Origin of the sequence: Staphylococcus sp. HMSC36A10 (assembly GCF_001838845.1) — a bacterium.
Taxonomy (GTDB): Bacteria; Bacillota; Bacilli; order Staphylococcales; family Staphylococcaceae; genus Staphylococcus; species Staphylococcus aureus.
In genome coordinates this window covers 56,508-69,594 of sequence record NZ_KV839088.1, presented here as the reverse complement: position 1 = coordinate 69,594, position 13,087 = coordinate 56,508, and the positions used below count along the sequence as shown (strand labels likewise).

Sequence of the window (13,087 nt, the reverse complement as noted above, 5' to 3'; positions counted from 1 at the left end):
GTTATTGATAATTCATGGCTAACTATGCGATTTATTTTAACAATATAAATATTAATAGTATAATGGCTTTAAATGATAATAATTATCAATTTGTGTACGTTAATGAAAGAAATGAATATAGAGAGTCATAGGAGGCACATAATGAAAGACGTTACAATCATTGGTGGCGGTCCGTCTGGTTTGTATGCAAGCTTTTATGCTGGATTGCGAGATATGTCTGTAAGATTGATAGATGTTCAATCTGAATTAGGGGGTAAGATGAGAATTTACCCTGAAAAAATTATTTGGGATATTGGCGGCATTGCGCCAAAACCTTGTCATGAAATTTTAAAAGATACAATTAAGCAAGGATTATATTTTAAACCGGAAGTTCATTTGAATGAACGTGTGGTAGATATTAGGAAAAAGGCAGAACGTCATTTCGAAGTTGAAACAGAAGCGGGAGAAATATATACATCGAAAGCAGTTATCATTGCAATTGGTGCGGGTATTATTAATCCAAAACAATTAGATGTTAAAGGTGTAGAGAGATATCAATTAACTAATTTACATTATGTTGTACAAAGTTACAGACGTTTCAAAGATAAAGATGTATTAATATCAGGTGGAGGAAATACAGCATTAGATTGGGCGCATGATATTGCCAAGATTGCTAAAAGCGTGACAGTTGTTTATCGAAAAGAAGATGTAAGTGGTCATGAAGCGATGAAAACGTTGGTGACAGATTTAAATGTGAAACTATGCCCAAAAACACGTATTAAATACTTGGTCGGCAATGATGATGAAACGCATATAAGTGAAGTTGTTTTGGAACATGTTGAAAGTGGCGATACGCATACAGTTAAATTTGACGATGTCATTATTAGTCATGGTTTTGATCGTTGTAATACATTATTGAGTGAAACATCTTCAAAGCTAGATATGCATGATGATTGTCGTGTTAAAGGATTTGGTAATACGACAACTAGTATACCTGGTATCTATGCGTGTGGAGATATTGTTTATCATGATGCAAAATCACATCTAATTGCAAGTGCATTTAGTGATGGTGCAAATGCAGCGAATCTTGCTAAAACATATATCCAACCAGATGCGAATGCAGAGGGTTATGTTTCAAGTCATCATGAAGTGTTTAAAGAAGCGAATAAGACTATTGTAAATAAACATTTATACTAGGTTGATATATTGTGTGATGAAAAGTGGGGTAAATAATGGTTAAAGTGACATATGATATTCCGACTTGCGAGGATTATTGCGCATTAAGGATTAATGCAGGTATGAGTCCAAAGACGCGCGAAGCAGCTGAAAAAGGATTACCTAATGCCTTATTTACAATAACCTTGTATGATAAAGATCGGTTAATTGGTATGGGTAGAGTAATTGGCGATGGCGGAACTGCTTTTCAAATTGTTGATATTGCTGTTTCGAAAAGTTATCAAGGTCAAGGTTACGGCAGTCAAATTATGGAACATATTATGAAGTATATTAAAAATGTATCTGTCGAAAGTGCATACGTTAGTCTGATTGCAGACTACCCAGCGGATAAATTATATACAAAATTTGGATTTATACCTACCGAACCAGATTCAGGCGGTATGTATATCAAATACTAAATTAAAAAAGACATCTCGCAAAACGGGATGTCTTTTTCATGAATACTATTTATCTACACCGAAATCAATAACAATGCGGCCTTTATTTTCATGTTTAATTACTTTGTTAAGTTGTTCTGGAAGTTCATCAAATGTAATAACTTGCTTGATCTCATGTAAATTTTCAGGCATTAAATCTTTTGCGAGACGACGCCAAACGCGCTGTCTTAATTTCATAGCAGTAAATACCGAGTCAATTCCTAAAATGTTTACACCTCTTAAAATGTGAGGGAATACAGAATTAGTATAAGTATTACCGGCAGTCATACCAATAACTGCAATTGACCCACTATGATTTAAACGCTTTGTAACATAATTAATACCTTCGCCACCAACAGGGTCTACACAAGCTTGCCAAGTTGATGATGCGAGTGGCTTTTTATGATCATCTTCAACAGGAAGTCGATCGATAACTTCTTTGGCACCAAGTTCAAGTAATTGATCGCTAACATCTTGTTTACCTGTACTTGCGATAACTTTATAACCAAGTTCATTAAGCATGAGTACTGCTAAAGTACCGACACCACCTGAAGCACCGCGAACGAGTACAGGACCATCTTCAATATTCATTCCAACTTTTTCAAGTCTTTCAATTGCTAAACCGGCAGTATAACCAGCTGTGCCATATATCATTGATTCTTCTAATGTTAAAGTATCAGGAAGCTTGATAATCCATTCTGATTTTACACGCGCATATTCACTAAAACCGCCATAATGGCTAACACCTAGGTCATAACTCGTTACAATTACTTGTTCTCCTTTTTCAAATCCTGGTGCTTCGGATTCAACAATTGTTCCAGCTAAATCTATTCCTGGAATCATAGGAAACGATTTTACGACTGCATTATGATCTTGAGTCGCTAAAGCATCTTTATAATTTATACCAGAGTAATGTACTTTAATCAGCACATCTCCTTTAGGTAAATCAGTAGGCGATAATTGTTTGAAAGTTGGTGTCACTTTACCGCTCTCATCTTTATCAATTACAAACGCTTTAAATGTTTCTATCACAACGATACATCCTCTCTTTTTCTCTTTTGAAAATACGGCCATTTTACTGGAATAAATGTATCATTTATTGATGTTACACACAATCAATACAATTTGTAATTGATTTGTGTTAATGTATTTTTAAATAGTTTTGGCTGAAAAATAACATAAGTAATATTTTGATTCGATCACTGTTTATTGGAGGATTTATATGGCTGGGATAATCAAAGAAATTTCAGAACAAAATGCTAGTGAATTAGTTGAATTAGCAACTAGAACATTTTATGACACGTTTGGTTCTTACTATGATGACAAAGATTTTGATCAATTTTTTAAAGACAATTATACTGTAGAAAAATTTACACAAGAGATTAACCATGTAGATTCATTTCATTATTTTTATCAAGAAGATGGTGCGAATGTTGGTTATATAAAAATGAATATTAATAGTGCTCAAACTGAAGAAATGGGGGAGACCTATTTAGAAGTGCAGCGCATATATTTTTTGAAAGACTTTCAAGGTGGCGGAAGAGGTTCACAATTGATAGAATTGGCCGAAAAAATTGCACAAGAACATAATAAACATAAAATTTGGCTAGGAGTTTGGGAGCATAATCCTAGTGCTCAAGCATTTTATAAACGCCATGGATTTAAAGTGGTTGGTGAACATCATTTTCAAACAGGTGATGTAACGGATACAGATTTAATTATGGAAAAAGAGTTATAATGATTGTTTTTGCAGCAGATAAAATGAAATCATAGTAATAAATATTGTGTATACCTTGAAATGCTAAATGCGTAATGAATTGTTAAAGTAAAATAATTAAATTTATAGAAAACATAAAATTCACAAAAATTAAATAATAATGAACAAAAATTAGGGTATAATAAAAAGAACCTTAGATTGTAGTTATGGATATTGTGATAATTCAGATCATATTAATGTTGACGTCTTTGGTAACAAGCCATGAAAAGATACACATGGTAGATATGTATTTCAAGATTATTCAATGAATATCGAATTATAGGAGGAGATATGTATGAAAAGATTAGTTACAGGGTTACTAGCATTATCATTATTTTTAGCTGCATGTGGTCAAGATAGTGACCAACAAAAAGACGGTAATAAAGAAAAAGATGATAAAGCGAAAACTGAACAACAAGATAAAAAAACAAATGATTCATCTAAAGATAAGAAAGATAATAAAGATGATAGTAAAGACGTAAACAAAGATAATAAAGATAATAGTGCAAACGATAACCAGCAACAATCTAATTCAAATGCAACAAACAATGACCAAAACCAAACAAATAATAACCAATCAAGTAATAATCAAGCGAATAATAATCAAAAATCAAGTTACGTTGCACCATATTATGGACAAAATGCCGCGCCGGTTGCACGTCAAATTTATCCGTTTAATGGAAATAAAACTCAAGCTTTACAGCAATTGCCAAATTTCCAAACAGCTTTAAATGCGGCTAATAATGAAGCAAATAAATTTGGTAGTAATAATAAAGTGTATAATGATTATTCTATTGAAGAACATAATGGCAACTATAAGTATGTGTTTAGTTTTAAAGACCCAAATGCAAATGGAAAATATTCAATTGTAACGGTTGATTATACTGGACAAGCAATGGTTACTGATCCAAACTACCAACAATAATGTTAATATAACTATGATGCAAGTTAAAAAAATAAAACGGTAAACTCTATAATATGAATTAGGGTTTACCGTTTTTTGCGTATTTTAAAGTATAAAATTTTACGTTTTATAGCACTTTTAAACCTCATTCACAGCCACTGAGAAATTTAAACACTATTGATTAGATGTCATCTTAGACAATATAAGTTGTGAAATAGATTCTAATGGTTGTTCTTTATGTTGTATTTGTGGATATTTAATCACTGGTATTGCCTGGGAAATTAAATTATTAATTAATAATTGTCGGTCTGTATACCAAATTTTTGATAGATGACGCCAAATATCTTCGTTAACACCTTGAGACTCAATGTATTGACTGTGATTTGGAGTGTATAATGCTACTGTTTTGTCTATAGCCATCGCATCAAATATTATATTTGAGTAATCAGTGATAACGACATCAGACATTAGAATTAAGTCTTGAGCACTAAGATACTTTGGTGCAACAAGCGCCTCTTCTGGTAACATCGCTTCATCAACACCCTGAACCACAACATGATAGGCTTTGAATAAAGCATCTGATAGTGGTAATTGTTGCGCACTCACTAATCCAATAGGTGCGTATAATAAAACTGGTTTTTGATCATTTATTTTAAACGATTTCTTATACTGTTGTTGAGTAGTACTTTCGTTACGCTTTTGTAGTAAATATTGGTGTTTAGGATTACCATAAGCCAATACATTTGCTTGGTGACTAGGAAAAGCCGTTTGATAAAAGTGGCTAATATCATCAGCAGAATGTATAACATAATCGAATTGCAACCAGCGATTATACCTTTTAGCACGATAAAAAGGTGTTTCTATATTTTTAATAGGCTCTTTACTATCTAAAAATAATTGCATTATTGGTGTGCCTTGATGTAATTGAATTAAAGTACCGTTTGGTTGTAACGTTTCAGGTATATCATTTTCAACTATAACTACGCGTGCGCTGTTAATCAATTCGTCAGCTTTTTCAGACTTAGGTGATATGAAATGTGGTCCGCGACGATCGTCAGTAACAAAATAACAGGCAGTCATTGGATTATGTTTAACGAAGTAAGTAAATAAATATTTTGAATTACCTATATATTGATGATGATCACCGATAAAAACGATGTGATCTTTTAAAACGTTTGGTTGCTTCGTATACAGGCCGAAGTTTTGTAATTGTTTGTTATCAGCACGTTGCTTTGCTATTTTATATAACCATTTAGGTAGCATAAACTTGGTAGAATACAACCAATTATCTGGCGAATTAAGTTGTTCTGAATCCTCGATAAAAAGGTTGCGAAAAGGTATAGGATGATGATCAATATAAGCCATTTTATTCAAATAAAACTGAGACATCATATCAAAATCTTCAATAGTTTTAATAGTTTCCCATATTGAAGCACTTGTTGCTAAAGGGGCTTTAAAATCAAAAACGACATGACCATCGATTGATAAATCACCTTTCAGAAGTGTCAATAAAGCTAAATCGAAAATCGTTTCTACAGAGTAATAATGTATTAAATCAAGAGTCTGTTGAATCGCATATATCAGGTTAGGATAATAATTATTGTTTTGAGCCCAATCGGCAATGTTGATCGATGATTGACCGAAATAGTGACAATCATTTTTGTATTGTCCATCCACAGTATAATCAACCACGATAGACTTAGGATATAATTGAACCGCATCTAACATCGATTGATAAATCATTATCTCATTGGCATATGGAACGACATGTGTATAACCTTCAGACTGAGCTTTCATTAATTGAGATTCAAACTTTTGCATATTAGAAACATTTATCTGTTTAATCATTGCTATAACTTCCATTTCTCATCGTAGTATCTTCCTTATTTTAGCACGGTCTTATGTAAAATTCATGAATAGTATAAGTTACTTCATTACATTAAGTACAATTCATTTTGATGAACAGATTTAAAATGAAAAATAAAACAATTAAATAGGAAAGTGATATTGTTAATAGTCTGAAAAAATGGTATATTTTAATTGTGAAAAAAATCACATTAATCTCACTGTTCTGTAAAATGTTATCGATAACAAAATGCTATAGCCAGAGCATGATTTTAATGAAGCAATTACACTACTACTTTATGGAAAGAAGAGTCAGCCTATGTTAGTAAATACGTTTAACCCATTTGATAATTTATTATTATCGTCTTTAATTGCAGCAATACCGATTGTACTGTTTTTACTATGTTTAACTGTTTTTAAAATGAAAGGTATTTATGCAGCCATTACAACACTTGTTGTAACATTACTAATTGCAATACCATTTTTCAAATTGCCAGTTGGTATCGCTTCTGGTGCAGTAGTCGAAGGTTTCTTCCAAGGTATCATTCCGATTGGCTATATCGTTATGATGGCAGTATTGTTATACAAAATTACTGTTGAATCTGGACAATTTTTAACAATTCAAGATAGTATTACAAATATTTCACAAGACCAACGTATTCAAGTTTTACTTATTGGATTTGCATTCAACGCATTTTTAGAAGGTGCAGCAGGATTTGGTGTACCAATTGCAATTTGTGCACTTTTATTAACACAATTAGGATTTAATCCATTAAAAGCTGCGATGTTATGTTTAGTCGCAAATGCAGCGTCTGGTGCTTTTGGTGCGATTGGTATCCCTGTAGGTGTTGTAGAAACGTTGAAATTACCTGGAGATGTTTCAGTATTAGGTGTTTCTCAATCAGCAACTTTAACATTGGCAATCATAAATTTCATTATTCCATTCTTACTTATCTTTATTATTGATGGTTTTAGAGGTGTTAAAGAAACATTACCAGCAATTTTAGTAGTTTCAATCACTTATACACTTACTCAAGGATTATTAACTGTATTCAGTGGACCTGAATTAGCAGATATTATTCCACCGTTATTAACAATGTTAGCATTAGCAGTATTTTCTAAAAAATTCCAACCAAAACACATTTATCGTGTTAATAAAGATGAAGAAATTGAACCTGCAAAAGCACATTCTGCAAAAGCAGTATTACATGCATGGAGCCCATTCATTGTATTAACAGTCATTGTAATGATTTGGAGTGCGCCATTCTTTAAAAACTTATTCTTACCAAATGGTGCTTTATCATCATTAGTATTTAAATTCAACTTACCTGGAACAATCAGCGAAGTTACGCATAAACCATTAGTATTGACTTTAAATATTATTGGACAAACAGGTACAGCTATTTTATTAACTATTATTATTACAATTTTAATGTCTAAAAAGGTTAACTTTAAAGATGCAGGTAGATTATTCGGCGTTACATTTAAAGAGTTGTGGTTACCAGTTCTTACAATTTGTTTCATCTTAGCAATTTCTAAAATCACAACTTATGGTGGTTTAAGTGCAGCAATGGGTCAAGGTATTGCTAAAGCAGGTAATGTCTTCCCAGTTCTATCACCAATTTTAGGTTGGATAGGTGTGTTTATGACAGGATCAGTTGTAAATAACAACTCATTATTTGCACCAATTCAAGCTTCTGTTGCACAACAAATTGGAACAAGTGGTTCACTTCTTGTATCTGCTAATACAGTTGGTGGTGTAGCGGCAAAATTGATTTCACCACAATCAATTGCAATTGCAACTGCAGCAGTAAAACAAGTTGGTAAGGAATCAGAATTATTAAAAATGACATTGAAATACAGTGTATGTTTACTAATATTCATCTGTATTTGGACTTTCATCTTGTCATTATTATAAAAAAACGTATTTCAAAATATAAATATACAGAAGGTGAGATGTTTTCTAACATCTCATCTTTTTTTTATGGATCATTAATGAAAGAAGTTTGACATTATAATAATGGTAGCGCTTTATGTTAAAATGAATAGTGAGTAATCAGCAATCAAATTAAATTGGTTGATAGCTGTTAAGGTTTGTGGTTTTGTCTTTGTGCTATCGCACATAAAGTATATAATTAAAGTAGTTTCGTTATTATAAAATATTAATATACATAGTAGATAGTAATAGAGCATCACCATGGGAACCTATTGAGACACTTATTGATTTAAAGTGGTATTAATATGTCGTATTTCTCGAACGTTCCATTATTCATTTTAAAAAGGGGGACTGTATTTGTTATGACAACACAACATAGCAAAACAGATGTCATCTTAATTGGTGGCGGTATTATGAGTGCAACATTAGGAACATTACTTAAAGAATTATCACCTGAGAAAAATATTAAAGTGTTTGAAAAATTAGCACAACCTGGCGAAGAGAGTTCAAATGTATGGAATAATGCCGGTACAGGGCATTCAGCACTTTGCGAGTTGAACTATACAAAAGAAGGTAAGGATGGCACAGTTGATTGTAGTAAAGCAATTAAGATAAATGAGCAGTACCAAATTTCAAAACAGTTTTGGGCATATTTAGTTAAAACAGGACAATTAGATAACCCAGATCGCTTTATTCAAGCGGTGCCACACATGAGTTTTGTCATTGGCGAAGATAATGTAGCTTTTATAAAAAGTCGTGTTGCAACGTTAAAGAAAAGTGTTTTATTCGAAAAAATGAAATTATCGCAAGATGAAGAAGAAATGAAATCTTGGGTACCGTTAATGATTGAAGGTCGTAAGTCTGATGAACCAATTGCTTTAACTTATGATGAAACTGGTACAGATGTTAACTTTGGTGCGTTAACTGCAAAGTTATTTGAAAATTTAGAGCAACGTGGTGTGGGAATTCAATATAAGCAGAATGTATTAGACATCAAGAAACAGAAATCTGGGGCATGGCTAGTTAAAGTTAAAGATTTAGAAACTAATGAAACGACAACATATGAATCTGATTTTGTATTTATTGGTGCTGGCGGTGCGAGTTTACCATTACTCCAAAAGACTGGGATTAAACAATCAAAACATATTGGTGGTTTCCCGGTAAGTGGATTATTCCTGCGCTGTACAAATCAAGAAGTGATTGATCGTCATCATGCTAAAGTGTACGGAAAAGCAGCAGTGGGTGCGCCACCAATGTCAGTGCCGCACTTAGATACACGTTTTGTAGACGGCAAGCGTTCATTGTTATTTGGTCCATTTGCAGGTTTCTCACCTAAATTTTTAAAAACAGGTTCACATATGGATTTAATTAAATCGGTTAAACCAAATAATATCGTGACGATGTTATCTGCAGGTATCAAAGAAATGAGTCTTACGAAGTATTTAGTGTCACAATTGATGTTATCTAATGATGAGCGTATGGATGATTTAAGAGTCTTTTTCCCAAATGCTAAAAATGAAGATTGGGAAGTGATTACAGCAGGGCAACGTGTCCAAGTAATCAAGGATACTGAGGATTCTAAAGGTAACTTACAATTTGGTACTGAAGTCATTACGTCAGATGATGGCACATTAGCTGCATTACTTGGTGCATCACCTGGTGCGTCAACAGCTGTAGATATTATGTTTGATGTTTTACAGCGATGCTATCGTGATGAATTCAAAGGATGGGAACCAAAGATTAAAGAAATGGTGCCGTCATTTGGTTATCGCTTAACAGATCATGAGGATTTATATCACAAAATTAATGAAGAAGTAACTAAGTATTTACAAGTTAAATAATAAATGAAACGGTAATGTCTTTTTTAATGTGATAGACATTACCGTTTTTTAGTTGTTAATGAAAATCATTTTAATTGTTTCAGTTGCTTGTTAATAGTGTCTACGTAGTTCTTATTTTTAAAGAATTGAATTATCCAAATTAATACATAAACCACAATGAAGATAATTGTGAATATGATTAGATAATGCACTGTTAGTGGAAACCAACCGGCAAGCATTGCTAAAGGCAAGAATCCGACATACGTTGTTATGAAATGCATTATAGTTGCTTTAGTAATGCTCCAATCTGTGTATTTAAAGATAAAATCTCCAAGGAAAAAGACGACGCCTATGAGTAACCATAAAATGATAGAAATCAACATTACGGTAGTTTCTGTGAAATGCGTATAATACAATATGCCAATAGTTGATTGTGGGTTCAGTGGATAATATTTGCCGTCTGCAAATAACATACTAAAGAACAGTGAAAGGGACAAACCAATGATTAAGCTAATAAATAATGAGTTTTTCAAATTTTTCATATTGATAAGCGCTCCTTTATAGATTTTAAATAACGTCTAGAAGAATAGGTGTAGTGTGCATCTTTAAGATACATACGTATAAGTCCATTTGGCTCTAATAATAATTTTTCAATGTAATACTTGTTGACGATTTCTGATTTGGAAATGCGAATGAAATGTTGTGGTAACTGTTTTTCTAGTTCATAAAGTCGTAATTTTAGTTTGAATTTTTGATTGCTTGTAATGGCTGTTACATTTTTATTAATAACTTGGAATGTTATAACATCTGATACATTAATGATATGGATTTCTTTGTCTATGTATCCGACTAATGTATGTGATTTGTCTAAATCATTGACTGCATTAATAATACTTTGAACGTGATCATTCATTTTAGGTGCATGTATATCAATATAAGATTCCGTCTCTTTTGCATTGATAAATAAATTGAGTTTCATCATAGGTTAATGCCTCCTTCAAAATTATTAAACCATAAATGACCATCGATATATTTAAATTTTGTTGAATGGTAGAAATTAAATGTTAAGTGGCTAGAAAGCGCTAATCAATATAAAAGATACCTCCTGAAATAAAAACAGAAATGTTTTTTCAGGAGGTAGAGATTAAAGTGAATTATTTGGCAGTGTAATAGTAAAGGTGGTTACATACTCGTTACTTTGTGTGAATTGGATTGTACCATGATGCAATTCAATGATGGATTTTGTAATTGCAAGACCTAAACCATTGCTATTATCATGTTTGCTCACTTTATAAAAACGTTCAAATAAACGTGCTTCAGCTTGTGGACTAATTGGTGAACCATCATTACTTATTGTGAAAATGATGTTGTTGTGACTATGTTGCAAAGCGATGTCAATGGCACCACCAACATCTGTATACTTAATAGCATTTATTAATAAATTACTCAATGCTTGATGTAACAAACGTTGATTTCCTAGGAAATTGATTGATTCTAGGTCAGCTAAAATGATTAACGACTTTTCATCAGCAGCAAATTGTTCATGTCGAATGATATCTTTAATGAGTTGATCGACTTGAATCTTATCATCGAATAATAAATGTTGGTGATTATCTAATTCGGATAAGAGTAACAATTCAGTTGTTAATCCGCTCAGCTGCGTTGTAATGGTATAAATATCATTTATATATTGTTGTCTTAATGTTTTATCAGAAGTTTGTTGTAACTCGCTTAATAAATGATGAATATGTGTTAATGGTGTTTTGATTTCATGAGATACATTTTGTACAAAATGCTGCCTCATTTGATCAACTTGTCCCAATGACTCTCTCATCTTATTAAAGTGATACTGTAATGTTCCAATTTCATCTTTGCGTGTTTGTTTGATAGGTGTTTCAAAATCACCATCAATTAAGCGTTCGGTCGCTAGCTTTAACTTTTTTACTGGACGAATGATTGAATAGGTTGATGCGATAACTAATGAAATCGAGATAAATAATAACAACATTAACAAGACGGCTAAGAATGTTCTAAACTCGCTAAATGTTTCTCCAATATCTGGACGCATGAATACTGCTATTGAACCGTCTTTTGTCTTAAAGTTAATACCAACAGTATTATCTGTTACATTGTCGAAAAATCCAGTTACGAATAATGCGAATGATTTATCTTTAATACCATGGTAATCTTTATTATTTAATACGTTGTTAATAGCATTTTGTGATAAAGTATCTTCTCTAAATGGCTCCCCATAAAATGTCTTATGACCTTTTTGATCAACGGTCATTATTTGGTAATTCATTTGCCCTAAATGTTTGAAATATTGTTGAATGTGCGTTGGTTTAGCTGATTGTTCATATTGTCTTGCTTCTTTAAGCGTCTTCATGATTTTCGCGTCATTAGATGCTTTTAAATTATAATGATAGTAAACATTTGTTAATACAAAACTTATTAATGCACTAAATAAAATAACCGTAATGGAATAAATCGCAATTCTAGCATAGAGTGTGTTAAACATGATTCTCCACCTTATAGCCTTGTCCTCTTACTGTTTCAATTGTAAGTGTGGCATTTAATTTTTTTAATCTTTGGCGTAGTCGCTTAATATGAACGTCAACTGTTCGCTCATCTCCTTCATAATCATAGCCCCAAATTTTTTCTATTATTTGTTCACGAGTAAAGATTTGCTTAGGACGTGCTGCAAGCATAAATAATAATTGAAATTCCTTGTTCGGTAACGTCATCGTTTTATTAGATACTTGGAGTTCCAAATAGGATTGGTTTAGCGTTAAGTTGCCAATAGTCATTTCTGAATTTGAATTGATATTATATCGACGTAATACCGCACGAATTCTAAAAATAAGTTCCTTAACCTCAAAGGGTTTGGTTACATAATCGTCAGTACCGCTTATAAACGCACGCTCTTTGTCACTAAGTGCATCCCGCGCTGTTAACATAATAACTGGTATATCATAATCATTTTTTAATGTATTACATAATTGAAAGCCGTCCATACCATCCATCATAATATCTACCACTGCAATATCGACACGCTGTTTTTCTAAAAGTTTTAATGCAGCTTCACCACTTGGTTGTGTATATGCATCAATGTGCTCTGTTTGTAAATGGCTAGCTATATAATTTAGGATTCGAGGATCGTCATCGACAACAAGACATTGCACCATAGCTATAAAC

General features: G+C 32.4%; 13 protein-coding genes. 7 read left to right on the top strand and 6 right to left on the bottom strand.

Annotated elements, in window-relative coordinates; all coding sequences use genetic code 11:
• Positions 1 to 14 precede the first annotated feature (14 nt).
• From HMPREF3247_RS04150 to HMPREF3247_RS04140, 3 genes are read left to right on the top strand one after another with little or no spacing between them, the layout of a single operon-like run.
• Positions 15 to 131: a hypothetical protein gene (locus HMPREF3247_RS04150; protein WP_001808111.1), complete on the top strand. Its 117-nt coding sequence runs from the start codon at positions 15 to 17 to the stop codon at positions 129 to 131.
• Between the two features lie 10 nt (positions 132 to 141).
• Positions 142 to 1,176, top strand: a complete 1,035-nt coding sequence (locus HMPREF3247_RS04145; protein ID WP_000655972.1) for an NAD(P)/FAD-dependent oxidoreductase — start codon at positions 142 to 144, stop codon at positions 1,174 to 1,176.
• 35 nt (positions 1,177 to 1,211) lie between these two features.
• Positions 1,212 to 1,613, top strand: a complete 402-nt coding sequence (locus HMPREF3247_RS04140) for a GNAT family N-acetyltransferase (RefSeq protein ID WP_000241598.1) — start codon at positions 1,212 to 1,214, stop codon at positions 1,611 to 1,613.
• Positions 1,614 to 1,658: 45 nt separating this feature from the next.
• Here the strand turns inward: HMPREF3247_RS04140 and HMPREF3247_RS04135 are convergent, their stop codons facing one another.
• Positions 1,659 to 2,663 carry an oxidoreductase gene (locus tag HMPREF3247_RS04135; protein ID WP_000573237.1) on the bottom strand — a complete coding sequence of 335 codons (1,005 nt, stop codon included), beginning with the start codon at positions 2,661 to 2,663 and terminating at the stop codon, positions 1,659 to 1,661.
• Positions 2,664 to 2,853: 190 nt separating this feature from the next.
• Between HMPREF3247_RS04135 and HMPREF3247_RS04130 the strand changes: the two genes are divergently transcribed.
• Positions 2,854 to 3,369, top strand: coding sequence for a GNAT family N-acetyltransferase (locus tag HMPREF3247_RS04130; RefSeq protein ID WP_000907313.1), 516 nt, complete (start codon positions 2,854 to 2,856; stop codon positions 3,367 to 3,369).
• A 313-nt stretch (positions 3,370 to 3,682) separates the two neighbouring features.
• Positions 3,683 to 4,312 carry a hypothetical protein gene (locus HMPREF3247_RS04125; protein WP_000827001.1) on the top strand — a complete coding sequence of 210 codons (630 nt, stop codon included), beginning with the start codon at positions 3,683 to 3,685 and terminating at the stop codon, positions 4,310 to 4,312.
• A gap of 153 nt (positions 4,313 to 4,465) precedes the next feature.
• Here the strand turns inward: HMPREF3247_RS04125 and HMPREF3247_RS04120 are convergent, their stop codons facing one another.
• Positions 4,466 to 6,139 (bottom strand): CDP-glycerol glycerophosphotransferase family protein, encoded by a 1,674-nt coding sequence (locus tag HMPREF3247_RS04120; RefSeq protein ID WP_000595299.1) that lies wholly within the window; start codon positions 6,137 to 6,139, stop codon positions 4,466 to 4,468.
• A 316-nt stretch (positions 6,140 to 6,455) separates the two neighbouring features.
• Between HMPREF3247_RS04120 and HMPREF3247_RS04115 the strand changes: the two genes are divergently transcribed.
• Positions 6,456 to 8,054 (top strand): L-lactate permease, encoded by a 1,599-nt coding sequence (locus HMPREF3247_RS04115; RefSeq protein ID WP_000960854.1) that lies wholly within the window; start codon positions 6,456 to 6,458, stop codon positions 8,052 to 8,054.
• Between the two features lie 380 nt (positions 8,055 to 8,434).
• Positions 8,435 to 9,913 (top strand): malate dehydrogenase (quinone), encoded by a 1,479-nt coding sequence (gene mqo / locus HMPREF3247_RS04110; protein WP_000211366.1) that lies wholly within the window; start codon positions 8,435 to 8,437, stop codon positions 9,911 to 9,913.
• Between the two features lie 65 nt (positions 9,914 to 9,978).
• Here mqo and HMPREF3247_RS04105 read toward each other — a convergent pair whose 3' ends face one another.
• From HMPREF3247_RS04105 to hssR, 4 genes are all read right to left on the bottom strand, one after another.
• A complete protein-coding gene (locus HMPREF3247_RS04105) occupies positions 9,979 to 10,434 on the bottom strand; it encodes a DUF3021 domain-containing protein (protein WP_000793169.1) in 456 nt (151 codons plus the stop codon).
• On the bottom strand, positions 10,431 to 10,874 hold the full coding sequence (locus HMPREF3247_RS04100) for a LytTR family DNA-binding domain-containing protein (protein ID WP_000977022.1): 444 nt from the start codon (positions 10,872 to 10,874) through the stop codon (positions 10,431 to 10,433). Before HMPREF3247_RS04100 ends, HMPREF3247_RS04105 begins: the two co-directional genes overlap by 4 nt.
• A gap of 162 nt (positions 10,875 to 11,036) precedes the next feature.
• Complete coding sequence (gene hssS, locus HMPREF3247_RS04095; RefSeq protein ID WP_000483465.1) at positions 11,037 to 12,410, bottom strand: heme sensor histidine kinase HssS; 1,374 nt, start codon at positions 12,408 to 12,410, stop codon at positions 11,037 to 11,039.
• A complete protein-coding gene (gene hssR / locus HMPREF3247_RS04090) occupies positions 12,403 to 13,077 on the bottom strand; it encodes a DNA-binding heme response regulator HssR (protein WP_000249497.1) in 675 nt (224 codons plus the stop codon). The genes hssS and hssR overlap by 8 nt, the downstream gene beginning before the upstream one ends.
• Positions 13,078 to 13,087 lie beyond the last annotated feature (10 nt).

Coding starts and splice junctions, on each gene's coding strand:
- HMPREF3247_RS04145 (WP_000655972.1), top strand. CDS start 142: ATGAAAGACGTTACAATCATTGGTGGCGGTCCGTCTGGTTTGTATGCA.
- hssS (WP_000483465.1), bottom strand. CDS start 12,410: ATGTTTAACACACTCTATGCTAGAATTGCGATTTATTCCATTACGGTT.
- HMPREF3247_RS04140 (WP_000241598.1), top strand. CDS start 1,212: ATGGTTAAAGTGACATATGATATTCCGACTTGCGAGGATTATTGCGCA.
- HMPREF3247_RS04125 (WP_000827001.1), top strand. CDS start 3,683: ATGAAAAGATTAGTTACAGGGTTACTAGCATTATCATTATTTTTAGCT.
- hssR (WP_000249497.1), bottom strand. CDS start 13,077: ATGGTGCAATGTCTTGTTGTCGATGACGATCCTCGAATCCTAAATTAT.
- HMPREF3247_RS04150 (WP_001808111.1), top strand. CDS start 15: ATGGCTAACTATGCGATTTATTTTAACAATATAAATATTAATAGTATA.
- HMPREF3247_RS04100 (WP_000977022.1), bottom strand. CDS start 10,874: ATGATGAAACTCAATTTATTTATCAATGCAAAAGAGACGGAATCTTAT.
- HMPREF3247_RS04105 (WP_000793169.1), bottom strand. CDS start 10,434: ATGAAAAATTTGAAAAACTCATTATTTATTAGCTTAATCATTGGTTTG.
- HMPREF3247_RS04120 (WP_000595299.1), bottom strand. CDS start 6,139: ATGATTAAACAGATAAATGTTTCTAATATGCAAAAGTTTGAATCTCAA.
- HMPREF3247_RS04130 (WP_000907313.1), top strand. CDS start 2,854: ATGGCTGGGATAATCAAAGAAATTTCAGAACAAAATGCTAGTGAATTA.
- HMPREF3247_RS04115 (WP_000960854.1), top strand. CDS start 6,456: ATGTTAGTAAATACGTTTAACCCATTTGATAATTTATTATTATCGTCT.
- mqo (WP_000211366.1), top strand. CDS start 8,435: ATGACAACACAACATAGCAAAACAGATGTCATCTTAATTGGTGGCGGT.